The organism is Candidatus Tenderia electrophaga (assembly GCA_001447805.1).
Lineage (GTDB): Bacteria > Pseudomonadota > Gammaproteobacteria > Tenderiales > Tenderiaceae > Tenderia > Tenderia electrophaga.
This window is the reverse complement of sequence record CP013099.1, coordinates 84020-101528: the sequence shown is the minus strand read 5'-3', so window position 1 is coordinate 101528 and position 17509 is coordinate 84020. Positions and strand designations below refer to the sequence as shown.

Sequence of the window (17509 nt, the reverse complement as noted above, 5' to 3'; positions counted from 1 at the left end):
CCTGGGCTTGCACCGCCTGGCGAATTGTTCTAGACTCGAGCGACAGATATTTAATAGCGTCAAGCATTTTTATACAACATTCATTCGGGAGGGAATAATGGCAATATTTAGCATCGGCATGTTGGTTCCACTGACAATCTTCTTTGGGCTGACCGTAGTGTTGTCCGCCGTGATGGCGGGGACTGCGCTTAAGAACATCGAACACAAGAAGCAACCAGACTAAGCAACAACTCATCTGGATGCGAAAAAGCCCGGGCCTGCCGGGCTTTTTTATTGTAGAATCTCCCGAATTAATTCGAATTACGACTGTCTATGTTTTACCAGACAGTACGGGTAGGACTTACGCATGCCGGATAGACAACACAGACACCTGACCAAATTTCTCGCCGCCTCAGTCACCTTTTTCTTCATCGGAAGTATCCAGGGAGTCCTGCAGATGCTACCCCCCGTGCGCGCCTGGCTGGACAGCATCGGCAGCCCCTACGGCGGACCGGGGCACATGATTGACCCACTGGCCCACGCCCATGTCAATCTCATCGGCGGCGTGATGATGCTGGCCATGGCGGTCACCTACTATCTGTTACCGCGCTTCACCGGTAGCCAGATCTGGTCGCGTAAGCTGGAAGACGTCTCATTTTGGATGACCCTGATGGGGGTAATCTGTTTCTACGGCAGCCTGATTTTATTTGGTGTATGGGAAGGAATCCTGCTGCTTGAATACGGTGCCGAATCGGTGAAAGAGGTCCATGATATCTATATCCCCATCGGCGCCGTTTCCGCCACCATCATGGGCATCGGCTTATGGCTGTTTCTCACCAACAGCGCCATGACGATTTACAAAGCCCGACATAACGACGACGCATGACCCTGGAGTGCGGCTGCCCCGAACATTTCCCTGACTGGGACAATGAGGATGTCGACTTGGGCGGCGCGGCGATGCTGGAGTTGCCCATTCCCAGCTTTTTGCACATGCCCATGGGATACGAGGTCTATCTGGGTCGGGCGCGCCATCTGGTCAGCCAGCTGGAATTGGAACCGCGCTGGCCCGATTTCTACCTCACCCGGACCGGTTGGTTGCGCGGCCGGATTCTTGCTCCGCTGAGCTCGGCCGATTCACCGTCACGCCACGTTAAGCGACTGCCCTACCCGTTTCAACTGCGCGGCAAACTGCACCAAGGAGACATCGGCACCATCAAAAACAGCGTACGGGAAATGCAGGCGAAACTGCTTGATGCCGGACGCATGCCGAAAGAATTATATCTCAGCTATCTGACCTGTCCTTTGTGCCAGGAGCAGCGCGGCGGCGCCAAGATATTACTACTGCGCCGCTGGGAACAAAGCGGCCGTTTGAGCAAACGCCTTAAGACTTAAGCTCGTCCGCATATACAATGGGGAATTCCAATACCGCCTCTTCATCCGAATGCGTCTTGCGCAGCTGCACGAGCACGCTTGGCGCACCCGGCGGTACGCGCAGCGCGCGGCGATAAACGCCGCTGTGACCGTCCTGTATCGCCTGCTGCCATTCATCATCGGTCGCGGCGCGCAGCGACACCACTAGGTCCGGCACGGGCCTGCCGCGCTCGGTGGTGGCCATAATCAGGAATTCGTTCATGCCGGGACGTATCGGTGTCGGCCGGCTTTCTATCTGGACTACGGTATCGTTCCATTGCTGCGGCACCATCAAAAAACGCGGATCGGGTTCGCTGCAAGCGCTCAGCAGCAACATAATCAATACGACGATCAAACTACGCATGGCTTAGCTCTTGGCAAATTCCTTGAGATAATCGAGCAACAGACGCTCTTCGTTTTCATCTATCAGGGTGTAGGCCTTCATGCGACGTCGCTCCTGCATACGATAAATCACGTTGGGCCACTCCTTGGCGGTATGTGCCGCCGGACTGGGCGGCGCGTGACAATCGGAGCAGTACTTTTTCATCAGCTGCGCGCCCTTTGAATCGGATGCCGGCAATACGGTGTGGGAGCTCTGCTGCGGCAATTCACAGGCGATGAGTAACAGCGGCAGCAACGGCAGGACGAACCACCTAGTCATGCTTGTGTTTGTCCGCCCCTTGTCGTTCTGTTTCGCTGTTATCCAGGTCGAGGCGGCCGCCGTACTTGGAACCGTACAGATTCACCATGAAATAGACAAAGGTCGCGGCCACGGCGATGTAGATCAGAGCGAGCCCGAAGCCCCAGTTGACCCATTCACGTTCATAACCGGGACGGTCGCCCCAAAAGGGGAAGCTGAGTCCGATGGCCACCAATAGCACCACGATCACCACACCGAGAAACCATTTGGGAATGCCTTTTTGCGACTCGGGAATGGATTCGACCATCTCCCAATCCTCCATACCTCGTTTGGCGCGACGCTCCTCGTCGCTGGCATAGCCAAAGTGATCGTCGGGCTGTTTGCCCCACTTGCTCTCAATCGAGGTCAACTCCTCCTTGGGCAAGGGTTGATGCTTTTGCTCACTCATACGCCACCTCCTGAGAAATGTTGGATGCGGAAGCTTTCTTCCCAACCGTCTTCCGACTGAACCCGGACCGTCACCGGATACAGCCCCTTGGCCAGGTCGGGACTGATGTGCAGACCGACATCGAGGCGTCCCGCGGTAATGAAATCCACCTTGTCGCTTGCCAAGCTATAGGCACTGTCCGGCAGGCCTTCCACCGCGACATAGAGCCGGGTCGGCTGGTAGAACTTATTGGCCACCGAGATGCGATAGTCCGAAATCTGCGCCCCTTGCAAGGTTTCGGCGCGGTACACCGTGAGATGGTAACGATCATAACTCCAAGCCCCCCAGGCCACCAACAACACCCCGATCAGAAAGAGAGGAAAGGCCCACGAGACCCGCGAAAACAGGTCACTGACATTGGTCTTGAAACGATCGAAGTTCTGTCCCTGACGCTCGCCCATGGCGAATTTCAACAGGCCCTCGCGGTCGCTCTGTTTGCGCACCTGAAGATTGTCGCAGGCGGTGATGCATTCGCCGCAATTGATGCAGGTGTCATAGACATCGGTGCGGCGCGGGTCGATACCGAGAAAGCAGGAGCTGACGCAATAGTTGCACTTGGTGCACTCGTCGGCGCGGCTGTCGTCATAGGCCACATGCAAGGTCTGGCGGGTCTTGAAGGTGTGTTGCCAGACCTTGTAGATGCACATGAAGCGGCACATGAAATGGCGAATCATGGTGATGTCCACCAAGATCACCAAAAAGAACACGGTGTAAATCCAATGCAGCGACGGCGCCAGACCCGGGTCGTGTTGAAAGGTAATGAATTTCCAGACAAGCGCCGGCTCGTAGAAATAAAACAGCGGGATCAAGGCCACCGCCCCGGACACCGCAGCACAGAGTAGCACCAGCACGGTCCAGTTAAGCGGCCTGTTCTTGGCGCTGGAGAGCTTCATGGGGGTGCCATCCAGGCTGACCTCGGCACGCCGGCCGAGCAGTTTCTGGGTCGCCATGTTGGCCAATTCCGAGAGGGTGTTCTGGGGACAGGCCCAACCGCAAAAGACCGTGCCCATCATCGAATAGAGCATGGCCAACAGGCAGGCCACCACCATCCAGAAACCGAACACCATACCGAAGTCGGAAAACCAGATCTGGCGGCCCAGCATCGCAAACGCGCCTTGCATCGGGTCAATGCGAAACAGACCGCTGACGGGGATAATCACCAACAAGGCCAGCACGGACAGCTGGAAGGCACGGCGTTGCCAGTGCAGTTTATAACTGGGCCGGCGCGCTTCGATGACCACCGGTATCTTGCCTAAGGTTTTATTGCCGCTCATTATTATAATTTACCATAAAAGGGGGGCATATTTCATCCGCGATCGGACTCCGAAATTTGTTCCAAGGCCGCATCCAGAGGGCTGTAACGCCGCAACATATGACGATACTCCGCAGCACGCTCCATATTGCCTTGGACCCGTTCCAGGCGCCACAGTTCACGCAGGGCATCGGCATGATCAGGGCGCACGAACAAGATCGCCTCCAGCGCCCGCCGCCGGTCCGCTGCCTGCGAGCTCATGGCCTGCAAGCCGGCGTACATGCGATCGGCCAGAGCGCCGCTCACCCAGCGGTCGCGGGGATTGGCCTGGTAGGCCAGCCGCAACAGACGTTGGGCCTGGCGCACATCACCTTTCAATTCCGCCACCCAGGCGCGTAAGGCCAGCTCTGTAGCGGCGTAACCGCGCTCGAATGCATCCACTTCATCATCAGCGATGCGCAAGGCCTGGCCCGCCTCGGCGAGATGAGGGCGTTGCCGCAGTAGCCACTCCACCAATGCCACCACATCCATCTCGCCACGATAACGGGCACGCGGCAGATGATATTCAATCACTGGCGCCCACTCGCTCTGCAGCGCGCCCTCGCTGGGACGGATGGGACCCCAATAACGCCCCAGCCAACTCCATACCCCTTCGCCGCCGGTCGCCTCACTACGCGCCGCGGGCGCCAGCCGTGCCAGATTATGCTGCACGAGGCGGGCCGAAAGCCGCCAATCCTGCCCGCCCACCAGGGCCAGACGAAAGCCGTCGACAAACAGCACCGCCCGGGGAAATACCCGCTGAAAGGTGCGCAACACCACCTGCAGCGAGTCGGCATCGAACTGGTTCAGGGCCAGCCACTGGACAAACACACCGCCCGGCTTCAGTCGCAAACGCGCGCGTTTGAACTGCTGCAGCGAAAGCAAGGCGCTGCGCCCGACCAGATCGGGATGGAACAGATCACCGATAATCACATCGTAGCTGTCGGGGGCGGTCTGCAGAAAACGGCGGGCATCGTCACGCACGATGTTCATGTTGTCGCTGATATTATCGTTGACGGGAGCAAACCAGTGCCGTGCCGCGGCGATGGCACCCTGGGATAATTCCACGGCGGTGCGCTCCAAGCCCGGATAGGGCAACGATGCCGCGGCCGAAATACCGGTGCCCAGACCAAGGAACAATACCTGCTTCGGGTCGGGGTGCAGTAACAGGGCCAGACGCACCTGATTTTGTTGCGACACCACCGCCAGCGGATCGGAGGAGGCGTCCATGCGTTGCAGATCGGCCAGCAAGAGTCGCTGACCGTCAGCTCGTTCAATCACATGGGTAATACTCAGGGCGTCTTCATGCACGAACAAATCGCGACTGCCGCCCTGCGTATGGGGCAATAGCTGATTCACCGCCGGCAGGTGCCATACCGGCCACGCCAGCCCCAGCAGCAGCGGCAAGGCCAGCCAGCTGTGCCGCGCCGCCCAGGCCATGCCGGCGAAAAACAACAGTAGCGCAGCCGCCACCACCGCCCCCGTCGTGCCGAGCCAGGGCACCAAGACAAACCCCGCCAACAGGGCGCCCGCCGCGGCGCCGATGGAATTGGCGCCGTAGAGCATGGCGCCGAGGGCCTTGTTCCGCCCAAAACGCGCGCTCAACAGGGGCAGCCAGGCCCCCAGCAACAAGGTCACCGGCAGGGTCAGCAGGGCGATCGCCAGGCCCTGGGCCCACATGGCCGCCGCTAACGAGTCGAAGTCGCTGCGCTCGGCCCAGCCCGCCAGTGCCGGAATGGCCCACAGGCTTAGCAGCGCGAACAGCGCTGCGGCAACGGGCAAGACATCAAACCAGATACGTCCGTTAAGACGCCGAGCCACCAGGCTGCCCAGCCCGATCCCCAAAAGAAATACCGCCAGGATCACCGCCATCACGTATTCGGTGCGCAGCAGCAGCATGCCAAACAGGCGTGTCCAACCCACCTCCAGCATCAGCGCCGCGGCGCCGACGCCGGCATAGGCGAGCAAGGTAAAGGGCGGCACCGAACGCCACGAAACGGGCTCTGTAGTGATGACGGTCTCAGTCTGCGCTTGCCGTGACAGCGCCCAGGCGGCCACCGCCACCACCATCCCCGCTGTCGCCACCAGCCAGACCCCAGCGACCCATCCCAGCGCCGGCAACAACACCAGGGGCAGCAAGGCACCCACGGCCGCGCCGCAAGTGTTCAATCCGTAAAGTCGCGCCAGACTCAGCGGCGTATGCTGCACGGCCTTTAATATCAGGGGAAACCCCACACCCATGAGGGTGGCGGGCAAGGTGATCAGCAGCAATGCCGCGCTCAGTTGCAGGGCGTACCAGAACCCGAGGCTGTCGGACGCCAGCCACATTACAACGTCGTCGACACCACGCAGCACCATGGGTAACAGCAGGGCATACACAGCGATCAAGATTTCGATCAAGGCGAACAGGCGCAGCGGATGTCGGCGTCCTCGACCGATGTGGCCGCCCAGCAGGGCCCCCATCCCCAGGCCCAGCATAAAGGCGGCGGCGGTCACCACCACGCCGAAGATACTGACCCCGAACTGCAGCGACAGCATGCGCGCCCACAGCACTTGGTACGCCAGCCCGATGCCCCCGGAAAAAAAATAAAGCGCGGCCACCCCGCTCACATAGGATGGCCGCGCAGCATTCACTGTCGAAACCTCGACGGACATCAGCTCAAGCTCTGATGCCCGCAGCAAACTGTACGCGCCGCATCGCTAAATCAAAAGGGAAAGAACCACACCATGGCCGCCACCGCATGGGCCAGACCCAGAGTCACGGTAAGCCCCGCACAAACCATGTGGGCGACAAACACCTGTTTGCCGAAGATCGCCATGTTGATACCAAGATAGGCGGTGCTGCCGAGCAATAACAACAGGCCGAGCCCCATAAAAAAGAGAATCTTGTGCTTATCCTCTTCAGTGAGCTCGTAGCCCCGCTGTTCTGCCGCCGACTGCTGATTGAAGGTCTCCATGATTTCCACTGCATCGTCACTGGGTTCCGGCGGTTCCTGAGCTGGCGCCATCGGCGCCAACAGCAGAAGGAAGAGGGGAAGGCAGCAGGCAAAAAATAGTTTTGTTAAACGGGGGCTCGACCGAATTGCGAGTGACATGCCTATTCCTCGCCTCGCGCGTCTTCCTCGCGGCTCTTGCGCACAGCGTTATGCCAGTAAAGTATGGCCATCAAGATGAAGGGCGACAGCACCGCAAACAATAAAAATACAAAGATCATCCATGGCGTATCGATGGTTACATGCATGTAGCGGTAAGTATCCGCCATCGCCTCCGGCGTAAACAGCGTCAACACAGAAATTCCAATCCAACCAGCCAGTATCCTTTTCATCTCACCCCCCCTGTTCACTCGTATCCGCCGCACAGCGAAAACCAAAAAAGTCGGATGCATAATGCGGCCATGAATAATTGCGGTGATAGGTGGTGGTGGAAAAAGGATCGCTTTTCCACGACCCGCCGCGTAGCACCTTGTATTTGGCATCGACCCCGACCAGATCAACCACCTTCATGGCGCGATCGGTGGGGGTGGACGCAACCGCGATCTTGCCCTGAAACAGCTCCTTGCCGGCATCCGTTCCCTCATAGGGCAAGAAGTCGTCTTCAATCCATTCGGAAACATTCCCGGCCATATCCATCACGCTGTACGGACTGGCACCTTCGGGATAGGCGGTGACTGGGGTCGTCGACCCGACGCCGTAATAGGTGTTCAGACGATCCGGCTCCATCTGTTGTCCCCACGGCCAACGGCGAGCGTCTTCACCGCGCGCCGCCTTTTCCCATTCCGCCTCGCGCGGCAGGCGCTTGCCTGCCCAGCCGCAATAATTGCTGGCGTCGTACCAGGAGACCATGGTAACCGGGTGCAGCTCCAAGCCTTCGGGGATCTGGCCCTGCTCCCAATCCAGCGGGGCACGATAGTCCTGCGCGGCGACGAAACGAGCGTACTGGGCGTTGGTGACAGGGTATTTGTCGATCTTGTATGCAGGCAATGTCACTTCATGTCGCGGCCGGTTCTGGGCGCCGGTTCTGATGCGGTCCGAGCCCATCAAAAAAGGACCCTCGGGAATGGTGACCATGGTGTCGATCTCAGCCCAGATGTCGGGCGCGAGCATTGCCTCAACATCATCAGGACTGTATTTAACCAGCTCCAGCTTACCGGCCTCATGTCGCGCGTGCCGCGTTATGTCCTCTCCCGCGGCGCGAATGCGTGACTCCATCTTGGCGATATCGTAGGTGGCCTTGCCCGGCATCTCCTGAAATACACGCGTGTGGCCCAGATCTACCACGTGCAGGGAGCCCCCGACCATCGCCAGTGCGGCGCAAGTTACCAGGGTGGCTGCCAGGAAGCGTTTGCGTTTCGCCCGATCCGCGTCACTGAGCCGGCGCTTGTTTTGGTACCGCTTGACCATTTACTTGTCAGAGCTCACCGGACCATTATCGGACCGCTGTTTATAAAGTAGATGTTTGGGACGTCGCCCATATGTCTTTTTGACCATAATCTCGCCAAACACCCCACCGAAGGCGGCCGCCTCGATAGCGACAATCAATATCAACACCCAATACCCCAGCGGCAGCAATACCATACCTTCCGGCAGCCCGTCATAGTACGCCATTTGAATATAGCTTGCCCCGCGTACAATAATCGGCACGAAATAACAAAGCAACTTACCGCCCAGTCCATACACGAATGACACAACGGCACCCGCAATAAACGGCACCAGAAATAGATCCAGCACCCACAGAGGACTGAAGGTGCCGACGCCCCAAAACAATTCGAGCCGGACACCCAATAGTTTGTCGCCGAAAAAATTAACGAGAACGCCGGCACCGATTGCCACCGTACCCATGATGACTGTTAACAGACGATTATTCATGGCCGTCTTCGGGAGGGGATTCCCCCGTCAGTTTCTCCTGTTCGCTGCGCTTAACCTCGTCCAAATACCAATCCTCCACCTTCAAACTGGCAAGGTAGGCAGCAAGCGTTCTACGCTCGTGCTCTGGCAAATGCGCATACGACGGCATCTGATATTCCGCCTTTAAGCGCGTTGGCAGAATGTTCTGAGGGTCCGCTGCCGAAAGATACTCATACAACCACGACTCATCCCGAATCGACCCAATACCGTCAAGCGCCGGCGATGGAACCGATTGCATGGGATTACGAAACCCCCACAACGTGTGACAATTGCGACATTGATAAACGCGCAATAGTTCGGCGCCTTTATTTTGCAGTTCAGTCGATGCCGTGGTGTAAAACGGTATCCCCTTGTCCTCGGCAACCTGGGAGTGGCGATAGGTATTAATCCCCATAAACACCAACACTATGACCACAATTGCAACGAGGATACCCTTTTCACCTTTACGCATCTAGCTTTCAGCTTCCTTTTTCCAGCTGTTCGGCTTCGGCCTTTTCCTTCAAGAACTCCTCGCGCCGGTTCATCTGCGTTTCCAGGACCTGTTGGCTTTTCTTAAACTCCTCAGGCGTCATCTTATTCTTATCGTTTTCATCGAAAACCAGGTACTTAATGTCCTCATCAAACTGATCATTGCGTTTCGCCCAACGCAGCCCATAGATGGCGGCAACAATAATCATTGCGCCGGCAATCAGCCATATATAAATAGTCCAGCCGTCTGGTAAGTTATCCAAATCCATCGAACTCTCCTTTAAAACAGGTAGCCCTGCAGCAATTGTACCGCCGCCATAATCACGGCTACGACGATCCCGCAGTATATGAAAAAAAACATTATCTTTTCACCGGTTTTAAGCCGTTTACCCGGTTGATTCGGCGACGCATCACGTGGACTGCTACTCATGAACCTAAAGACGATAACGGTAAATAAAATAATGCTTATCAACAAAAAAAAGAAAATACCAACACTAAACTGCTGGCTGTATAGACCCTCAACCCCCCCGCGATCGTCGGTAATAGCCTCAACTGATAGACCGCCAGAGAGAAAAAAAGTTGCCAATGATTCTAGGTAATTCATTTATCTAAGTACTCAACCGTATCCAATACCAACCAAACGTCCAAAAAACGGATACACATACCAGGGAAGAGAGCCAGGACGCGCGCACATGCTCCCTGCCTTGAAAGGAAAGAAACAGCAGGGCATTGCTTTGCAACACAGGTCGTCAGCGCCGCTACCCTGAAAACATAGCAATTATGTATTGTACCTGAAAAAAAATGCCGCTCAATACAGGAGCGGCATTTCTTCTTTCGACCTTCCCCGAGCTCACGCTCCGGGAAAGCAGGCGCTGTGCCTTACGACTTAATCTTCGGCTTGTCCTTGTCGTAATTATCCACAAAAAAGCTATAGATAGTTGGCGCGACAAACACCAAAGCAATAATGCAGGCCAATATTAACGGTGGATTATCAATATCAATCATTATCGTACCTCCGAATTAGATTTTATTTGTCATCGCTGTAATCAGGCTGCCAGCTATAATGTGGCAGGCGCTTGATCACAATAAACATTGCAATTAAGAAATAGGAAACGTAGAAGATATCGATGGTATACCCTTTATCCCACCGGGGCTGCACGCGCGAGCGCGTGCCATCAGCCTTCAATTCACCTTCAAAGTTGGCCAATACGACGTCGGGACCGACCACGGTGTATTCAGCCAGATCCACCCCCTTACGCTGTAGCTCGATCACCTGGTCCTTGATCAAACGCAAGTCATCCATAGTGATGGGATGACGAGCCTGCTCCGATTTCAGTCTGGGATCTTGCGCATTGTCGCGCAGATACGCCATCTTCTTTTCATCACTCTCGATCGACTGAACCGCCTGGCTATCCATCATCTGAACATAGGGCGCATATATCTCAGCCGTCGGACGCTGCCCCCAGAGGGGATTCGTGATCAAGAACGCAGTAACGATCACGACCCCTATGAGAAAGATGATGGGCACGGGCAAGCGACCGTTAAGCACCCCAACACCTCCCATTTTTTCGTCTTCCCACAACTTGGTCGCTGCATTATTCTGCTGCTCATCGCTCAGTGAATACAGCGGTTTATCAATTTTCCATGCCATTTTCTTCTCCTCCCCTTACTTCAAGCTAAGCACAAAGTCAATCAGATAACGGATCTCGCTATCCGGCGCGTAGCTTGGTATTTCCGGCGGATAGACGGTTTGGCCATCTTTGTACTTATTATATGCGGTTCGCCAGGCAGCAAAGTCAATCGGATTGCCATCCGCGTCTTTCTCGCCCCATAGGTAGTCGAAACGCGGCATGATTGAATGCGGCTGGACCAGACGGGGGTTAAAGAAGTGCATCATCATCCACTCTTTAGACGAATTGCGTGACCCCACGTGTAGCAGATCGGGGGCCTTGCGGTCCGACCCGAAGGCGGTTGGCGATTCGCCGTTAAAGTCACCCAGGCGCGGCGGAATACCGAAGGCCTGCCAATCCTGGGTCTGTTCCGGCAGCAGTGTGTGACACCACCAACACCCTTCCCGGACAAACATGATTTTGCCCGAGCCGATGTAGTGCGTGTTGGCATCTCCGCCCGCCTTTAGAACCTGCTGGGGCTGCCATCCGCGTGTCGCCGTCGCATTTTCGATGTAGTTGACAGTTTCCCCTTGGTAGGTACCACGCTGCACTAAAAATACAGCCCCTTGGCTATCGTCGGCCTCGGTGACACGCCCTTTCTCCTTACTCAGCTCGGTCACACCCTTCCCGAGAATCCGGGGATGGTTAATACCGCCGGCAAACGGAACTCCTTTTTCATAGACGTATGCCTCAACAGTTTCCATCGACTCGCCGGTCTTTGGATCCTTGTTCAAGACAACCGTCTTGGGTTTCCCTTCACCCTGCAGGAATGGATCTTCGTAAGAAAACCCGCCGATACGACCATATGACAACTGCTTCTTAAGGCCGGTTTCGGTTACCTGCACAGAGGTCATGTCCACTGTGGGCATGTATAGGGTGATAACCATCGAGCCACCCAGGGCTACGCCGAAAAGGCGCGCCCCAATTTTGTATTCTCTAAACGCCACTGTTAAGTTCCTCCCTACTTAATATTATTAACGTTCGTAAGCCAGTTCGTGCGGCAGACGGCCTTCTGGGATTTCAGTACCAGCCTTGGCTGTCATGTACATGTTGTACAGCCAGACTATATTGCCTGTGAACACCATCGTGCCGCCGATCCAACGAGCGATCATATACGGATGCTCGGCGATTACGACGTCGATATAGGGAACCTCATAGATCTTTCCCGCGCCCTGGATCAAACCTGCGATGGTCATAGACACCCAGTAAATCACGAACCCGATCAATACGAACCAGAAGTGGAAGTTGGCCAGTGCCAGGGAATACACCTTACGACGCAGAACGGTCTGCAGACCGAAATACACTGCCGCAATTTCCAGGAATGTAGACATGCCCAGCAACGCCAGATGGGCATGCGCGACGATCCAGCCGGTCCCGTGCACATACCAGTTAATGGCGCGAGTCTGCTGAAAACCGCCCTGCATGTTCAAGGGAATCGCCAACAGAACACCGGTAATGGTGAATTTGATTTCAATGTTCTCGACGAACATATGCCACTTACCCGCCATTGTCAGGAGAATGTTGGACACAAACGCGATTGCAGGCACCAGAATCAACACCCCTTCTACAGATGCGAATGATTTCAGCCACTCAGGCAGCGGCGATGACATGAGATGGTGAGCGGCGGGCGTCGAATAAAACACTATAATAGACCAGAAGTGCAAATGGCCGATACGATGCGAATACAGCGGATTACCGGTTACCTTAGGAACGGTGTAATACGCAATCGCGGCCGCAACCGGGGTAATCCAAAGACCCAGCACGTTATGAGCGAACCACCAAGTCAGATAGGCCTCACTCAAACCCGTCAGATTGAACCACTCCGGGCTGTTACCCACCAAAAACACAATCGTAACCGCGAAAATGCTGCCACCGAAGAACCAGTTGGTGACATAGATACCCTGCGTACGACGCGTAACGATGGTCATCAACACATTGATCATCAAAGGCATGAAGACAAAGGCGACGATAGCCAGATCGACAATCCAGGGAAAATCGGAATATTCACGACCTGAACTCATGCCGCCCCACAGCATAGTCAAGCCGAGAGACAGGCCTATGTTCCACAGGAAGCAGTTCCACACAGCCAGCTTTTCGGACCACAGCTTGGTATTACCCAATGCCGGCGTGATATACATCATCGTCATGGCAAACGCCATGGAAATCCAGCCGAAGACTACCGCCAACACGTGAACTTGGCGCATATGGCCAAACGAAAAGAGCTCCGACCCCGTTACAAAATCAGGGAACGCGAGCTTCGCCGCATTAAATGAACCCAGGCCTGTGCCGACCACAAACCAGATAATAGACGAGAAACCAAAGTATACCGCAGCCGTGCCTGGCGGGATATCCTCACTTCTCGTGAACAAGTATTTCAACATGACTTACAACCTCCCCCTTCTTTCGAAGAACAATAATTTATAACTAGAGACTAATCGTGTTTACCGGGCATCAACAGATACCACGCGAACCACATACTGGAAAACGCAAGGAGAATCCCCATCATCGTCGCAAACATCGTTAACATTTTTTATATCCCTCCAAGTTTAGCGAATACTTAACGAGCCACCGGGACGGTGGCGGCAAACATTATTTTGCAGTTGCCGCTTCCAGCTTACCGTGGCGATTCAACGCGATCAGCAAGATGATCATAAATGCCGCACCAAAAATGAGCATACACCAATTAACGAACCCTTGGAACGTGCTCGGATCGTAGGCCTGCATGCCCCAGCCGCCCCAGGTTTCGAAGCGTCCACGGCCCAGCGCGCACATGAGTGCCGCACCGAATACACTGCCGTTACCCATGCCGGTGGTGACGCCCCCAATGAGAGCCAATACAAAGGTATTCCTCGGTGTCAATTTATTTTCCATGATTCCCCTCCGTGTTTAAGCTTGGTCAACCCAAATTTCATCACTGCTGCCCCCCAATTATCCCGAGCTGTTTAGCCCTCGAACCCCTTTCAGGTTCGCATCAGGCCCAGATTATTATTGCAATATTGGAAGCCAATTCTGACTCAGAATAGTTGCATATATTTTGCAATTCAGTCAAGACTTTTTTCCTGCAAGAACGGAATCCAATAGCGCACCGAACAAGGGCGACAAAGACAGCACTGATTCCGTATAATCCCCGCATAACAGATTGACGCAAAACTATTTTTTCGCACCAGGAGAACATAAAGAAATGAAAAAAGAAATTCTGATCTATGGCTTAGCGGCGATCGCCGCCATCACCCTATTCGGCTATTCGATCCACATGTTCATCGGCGGCCTTGTGGCACCGGAAACCGAAACAACAATTATTGCGGCGGGCTGTATTCTGGCAGCCGGGGGGATTGGTATTCTGGCCTGGGATGTTATCAAGAGCCGACGCAACCGATAAGCACCTACTTACTTATACACAGACATCCGGGAGCGCAGATCCATAAAATCGGATTCTCGCTCGAACTGGCCGCGATGAAAAACATATTGGCGCTTTTTGCCAGACAGATCCACACCCACCAAACCGAAAGACTTAGCGGCATAGTCAGGATAATAGCGCAGATCCTTGACCAACTCGGTGCGCTCGCCCGCTTTACCGATAACCGCAACCGATTTTTTGCCCAGCTCCAACCCCCTAGGCGAATTTGGCAACAGCATTAGACGAGTACCCAGGATCCGATTAGCACCGATAAGGAAAATAAAGGTCACCAAAAAGAGTAAGACATAAGCAAATGTCTGATCGCCGCCGTACCAGCTTTTGGCGGAATATGAACTCAACAGAAGCACGACGGGAATATACAGCAACGCATCCCACATGGCGCCGCGCTTGTCCGGCGCCAAACGATAATTATCAATACCTGCCATTACCTAAGCTAACCCGCCACCCCGAGCACCTTTTTAACGGCGAACTCCAGCTCGCCATAAAGCATTCGACCCGACTGCTTGTAAGCCACAACCCGGTTTTGGTCGATTATATAGGTCCAGGGATCACCCATGACATTAAAGGCTTTAAAGGCCTCAGGATTCTGATACTGATCCATATGCAGAAAAATCACATCATCACCATATTCCGCCATGAACCCCTTCAGCATCTGGAGCTGTTTGTCACAGACAGTACAATGCCCCGGCGTGGCGAATTCAAGCACAATCGGCTTACCCTGCTCCAACGCATCATCGAGGGAATATTGGTACATACCCTTGTCCGGATAACGATAACTGGTAATGCGACTAAAATCCCCATCCACATCGGCCAGGGTCTTGGTTTTGACCATAGGCGCCTTAGCCCCAACCTGAAGTCCGTTTCCCGGCTGCGCACCACACCCAACGAGAAGCAGCAACAACCCCACACACAAAACACCCTGACGCATAACCCGTTCTCCTAGTAGTTCTTTTCCCAGCCAATACAGGTCCTGGCCAAATTATACGCCCAGATACAATTGGCCAGCAATACGAGTGTTCCGAACATACCCATAGCAGCCAACCAGGGTTTCACAATCTGCTCCACCTCGTCAGGCGACATGGAGACGCTGGCGGACCCCCCGAGAACCCCGGCAATCGTAAACAGCAACACCATGCCTATCAACCCGATATTGTGGATCCAAAAATGGACCTTTACCAAGGTGACACTATAGATATGGCGCTTTACAAGACGGGGAATTATATAATAAACACCGGCAAATATAGCCATTTCCACCCAACCAAGCAAGTTGATGTGGGTATGGGCACGCACGATCAGGTTGCCGTGTAAGCGGTGATCGACAAAGTGGCGGAAGTCGGTAATCCCGCCCATCAAGGCCCCCCAGGAAAACCCGATAATGCTATATATTATACAAGCATAAACAAACCAAAGAGTATAACGAATATAGACTTTGTCTTCTGCCCAGGGTTGCCCTTGACCTGTCACGCTATCACCTCTTCCTACTACTCTGTTGCCGCTTCTTTTTCGCGCACATCCTGATATTTGTCTTTCCAACTTTCAGGAGTCACCATTTTCAGGACGTCATCAATAAATTGAGATTTGCCTTCCGGCGGGATCGCGGACTGGGCCGAGCCCCGTTCCGCCTTGAGCCCGAACAGAAACGCGGCGACGGCTTGCAGGTCCTCGTCAGACATGGCCGAAACATAGGCCGCTTCCTTGGGCGGCATACCGTGGTCAAGCGTGACCGCAGGGTACGTCTCTTCGGGACGCTTCAGGAAGGAATAGATGTAGTCGTAGCTGCGCTTTGAGCCCAGACCATCGAGCGACAGCCCCATATTCGTACCATTGCGCATGGCTCGATGGCACGAGGTACAGCGGGCCTCGCGAAAAATCTGTGATCCTCGCCGACCCTCTTCAGTAAGCTCATAGCGGGTTTTGACTTCGAATATCGGCGTGTCGGAGTTGAGACGCACCACTTCCAGCACTACGTAACCAATGACCGCGGCGACGATAAAGGCCCCGAAAATTCCGAACATCACCTTTTCGCCCTGCTTTAAAGATTGTTTCCCTGCCATAACGTATTTTTCACCACTAATCGGCTGAATGAATTAGAAAAGTAAACAACCAGCCACGAAAAAAAAGGCGGGTTAACCCGCCTTTCTTAGATCACCGGGATGCAACAAAGTTGCATCCCGGCGTAGTGTTTATTCCAAATCATACGCCTCATTTGGCGGTAGGTGCTCAACCGGCATGCGCGTATTACCCATGGTCGTCGGAGGCGCCTGGGTCAGGTAGGTCGCGACATTGAGGATATCCTCATCCGTCAGTTTCTCAGCGACCGCACGCATTTGCCCCATAAAATCATTGGCACGGGAACCATCACGCCATTTCTTGAGCTGGCTTACCAGATAGTTGAATTTCTGCTCACCGATACGCGGATAGATCGGGTCAACACCGCGGCCATTATAACCGTGACAGGACTTACACGCGGGAATGGTGCGCTTGATGTCGCCGTACAGTACCAGCACCTTGCCCAGATGCGCGGCGCCGACCTCAGTGCCGCCCTCTTTGAGCGCGCCGATATCTGAACCGCCGGACGCCTCTTGCAGCTGCGCCCCGGCAAAGCTCCGACCGAGAGAATTCAGATAGGCTGCAACGTCGACACGGTCCTGCGGACTCAAACCCTTGGCATTCGCATTCATGACAAACATGGTGGTGTCCTGGCGTCTGTCATTGGCATAATCGTCCAGCTGCTTATGCAAAAACTGGTAAATCTGGCCGGCCAGACGCGGCGTGCCCAGAGCATCATTCCCCATTCCATCGGCTCCGTGACACGACGTACAGGCAGGGACGTCGCCCTTGCCGTTTTCAAATATGGATTTACCGTTGTCGTAATCCGCCCCGCCCACCTTTTCGCCGGCAAACGCCGCTGACGCGACCACCGACATTGCCACGATTGACACCGACCCCAATTTCTTTAAATAAGTGCGCATAGTAAAGACACCCTCCCAGATTCTTGTCTTTGTAAACCTTCGTCTCCCGGCGGCATAACCTACACTTAGGCCAGCCCAGACGTCAAGAAATAAAGCACCGCTCCCGCGCTACACAGACATGGTACACGCAGCAGGCCGCCTTAATGAAAAATTAATTCGGTATATCCCTTTACTTCAGGAATTCTTCTTCAGCACAAACGCTGCCAGCGCAAATGCAAAGACGAACCAAAGTACGTAAAGAGTGAGAACCTGACCTGTTTCCAACATGAT

The 17509-nt window shown here is 54.7% G+C and carries 25 protein-coding genes; 4 read left to right on the top strand and 21 right to left on the bottom strand.

What is annotated here, in order from left to right:
• The first annotated feature begins 7 nt into the window (after positions 1–7).
• From Tel_00525 to Tel_00515, 3 genes are all read left to right on the top strand, one after another.
• On the top strand, positions 8–223 hold the full coding sequence (locus Tel_00525) for a hypothetical protein (GenBank protein ID ALP51745.1): 216 nt from the start codon (positions 8–10) through the stop codon (positions 221–223).
• A gap of 123 nt (positions 224–346) precedes the next feature.
• Complete coding sequence (locus tag Tel_00520; GenBank protein ALP51744.1) at positions 347–865, top strand: cytochrome oxidase; 519 nt, start codon at positions 347–349, stop codon at positions 863–865.
• Positions 862–1371 carry a hypothetical protein gene (locus Tel_00515; protein ALP51743.1) on the top strand — a complete coding sequence of 170 codons (510 nt, stop codon included), beginning with the start codon at positions 862–864 and terminating at the stop codon, positions 1369–1371. Before Tel_00520 ends, Tel_00515 begins: the two co-directional genes overlap by 4 nt.
• Here Tel_00515 and Tel_00510 read toward each other — a convergent pair.
• The 16 genes from Tel_00510 to Tel_00435 all read right to left on the bottom strand — a co-directional run bounded on the left by Tel_00510 (position 1361) and on the right by Tel_00435 (position 13720).
• Positions 1361–1753, bottom strand: coding sequence for a hypothetical protein (locus Tel_00510; protein ID ALP51742.1), 393 nt, complete (start codon positions 1751–1753; stop codon positions 1361–1363). The genes Tel_00515 and Tel_00510 overlap by 11 nt on opposite strands.
• 3 nt (positions 1754–1756) lie before the next feature.
• The gene (locus Tel_00505) at positions 1757–2026 is read right to left on the bottom strand and encodes a hypothetical protein (GenBank protein ID ALP51741.1); all 270 of its coding nucleotides are present in this window, start codon (positions 2024–2026) and stop codon (positions 1757–1759) included.
• A 16-nt stretch (positions 2027–2042) separates the two neighbouring features.
• The gene (locus tag Tel_00500) at positions 2043–2477 is read right to left on the bottom strand and encodes a hypothetical protein (GenBank protein ID ALP51740.1); all 435 of its coding nucleotides are present in this window, start codon (positions 2475–2477) and stop codon (positions 2043–2045) included.
• Entirely contained in the window at positions 2474–3790 is a 1317-nt protein-coding gene (locus tag Tel_00495) for a hypothetical protein (GenBank protein ALP51739.1), read from the bottom strand. The genes Tel_00500 and Tel_00495 overlap by 4 nt, the downstream gene beginning before the upstream one ends.
• A gap of 32 nt (positions 3791–3822) precedes the next feature.
• On the bottom strand, positions 3823–6441 hold the full coding sequence (locus Tel_00490; protein ID ALP54674.1) for a hypothetical protein: 2619 nt from the start codon (positions 6439–6441) through the stop codon (positions 3823–3825).
• Positions 6442–6512: 71 nt separating this feature from the next.
• A complete protein-coding gene (locus tag Tel_00485) occupies positions 6513–6815 on the bottom strand; it encodes a hypothetical protein (protein ALP51738.1) in 303 nt (100 codons plus the stop codon).
• Between the two features lie 89 nt (positions 6816–6904).
• A complete protein-coding gene (locus Tel_00480; protein ID ALP51737.1) occupies positions 6905–7132 on the bottom strand; it encodes a hypothetical protein in 228 nt (75 codons plus the stop codon).
• A gap of 1 nt (position 7133) precedes the next feature.
• Entirely contained in the window at positions 7134–8207 is a 1074-nt protein-coding gene (locus tag Tel_00475; GenBank protein ALP51736.1) for a serine/threonine protein kinase, read from the bottom strand.
• Positions 8208–8672 (bottom strand): hypothetical protein, encoded by a 465-nt coding sequence (locus tag Tel_00470; protein ID ALP51735.1) that lies wholly within the window; start codon positions 8670–8672, stop codon positions 8208–8210. It lies immediately after the preceding gene.
• The gene (locus Tel_00465; GenBank protein ID ALP51734.1) at positions 8665–9162 is read right to left on the bottom strand and encodes a hypothetical protein; all 498 of its coding nucleotides are present in this window, start codon (positions 9160–9162) and stop codon (positions 8665–8667) included. Before Tel_00465 ends, Tel_00470 begins: the two co-directional genes overlap by 8 nt.
• Positions 9163–9169: 7 nt before the next feature.
• Positions 9170–9448: a hypothetical protein gene (locus Tel_00460; protein ID ALP51733.1), complete on the bottom strand. Its 279-nt coding sequence runs from the start codon at positions 9446–9448 to the stop codon at positions 9170–9172.
• A gap of 11 nt (positions 9449–9459) precedes the next feature.
• Complete coding sequence (locus Tel_00455; GenBank protein ID ALP51732.1) at positions 9460–9783, bottom strand: hypothetical protein; 324 nt, start codon at positions 9781–9783, stop codon at positions 9460–9462.
• 423 nt (positions 9784–10206) lie between these two features.
• On the bottom strand, positions 10207–10830 hold the full coding sequence (locus tag Tel_00450; protein ID ALP51731.1) for a hypothetical protein: 624 nt from the start codon (positions 10828–10830) through the stop codon (positions 10207–10209).
• 15 nt (positions 10831–10845) lie between these two features.
• Positions 10846–11796: a cytochrome oxidase gene (locus Tel_00445; GenBank protein ID ALP51730.1), complete on the bottom strand. Its 951-nt coding sequence runs from the start codon at positions 11794–11796 to the stop codon at positions 10846–10848.
• Positions 11797–11823: 27 nt separating this feature from the next.
• Complete coding sequence (locus tag Tel_00440) at positions 11824–13230, bottom strand: cytochrome C oxidase (GenBank protein ID ALP51729.1); 1407 nt, start codon at positions 13228–13230, stop codon at positions 11824–11826.
• A 208-nt stretch (positions 13231–13438) separates the two neighbouring features.
• Positions 13439–13720, bottom strand: a complete 282-nt coding sequence (locus Tel_00435) for a hypothetical protein (GenBank protein ID ALP51728.1) — start codon at positions 13718–13720, stop codon at positions 13439–13441.
• Positions 13721–14030: 310 nt separating this feature from the next.
• Between Tel_00435 and Tel_00430 the strand changes: the two genes are divergently transcribed.
• Entirely contained in the window at positions 14031–14228 is a 198-nt protein-coding gene (locus Tel_00430; protein ALP51727.1) for a hypothetical protein, read from the top strand.
• Between the two features lie 8 nt (positions 14229–14236).
• Here Tel_00430 and Tel_00425 read toward each other — a convergent pair whose 3' ends face one another.
• From Tel_00425 to Tel_00405, 5 genes are all read right to left on the bottom strand, one after another.
• Positions 14237–14692 (bottom strand): hypothetical protein, encoded by a 456-nt coding sequence (locus Tel_00425; protein ALP51726.1) that lies wholly within the window; start codon positions 14690–14692, stop codon positions 14237–14239.
• Positions 14693–14700: 8 nt separating this feature from the next.
• Positions 14701–15195, bottom strand: a complete 495-nt coding sequence (locus tag Tel_00420; GenBank protein ID ALP51725.1) for a hypothetical protein — start codon at positions 15193–15195, stop codon at positions 14701–14703.
• Between the two features lie 11 nt (positions 15196–15206).
• The gene (locus Tel_00415; GenBank protein ALP51724.1) at positions 15207–15731 is read right to left on the bottom strand and encodes a cytochrome oxidase; all 525 of its coding nucleotides are present in this window, start codon (positions 15729–15731) and stop codon (positions 15207–15209) included.
• 17 nt (positions 15732–15748) lie between these two features.
• Positions 15749–16321 (bottom strand): hypothetical protein, encoded by a 573-nt coding sequence (locus Tel_00410; GenBank protein ID ALP51723.1) that lies wholly within the window; start codon positions 16319–16321, stop codon positions 15749–15751.
• A 129-nt stretch (positions 16322–16450) separates the two neighbouring features.
• Positions 16451–17194, bottom strand: coding sequence for a hypothetical protein (locus tag Tel_00405; protein ID ALP51722.1), 744 nt, complete (start codon positions 17192–17194; stop codon positions 16451–16453).
• Positions 17195–17509: the final 315 nt, after the last annotated feature.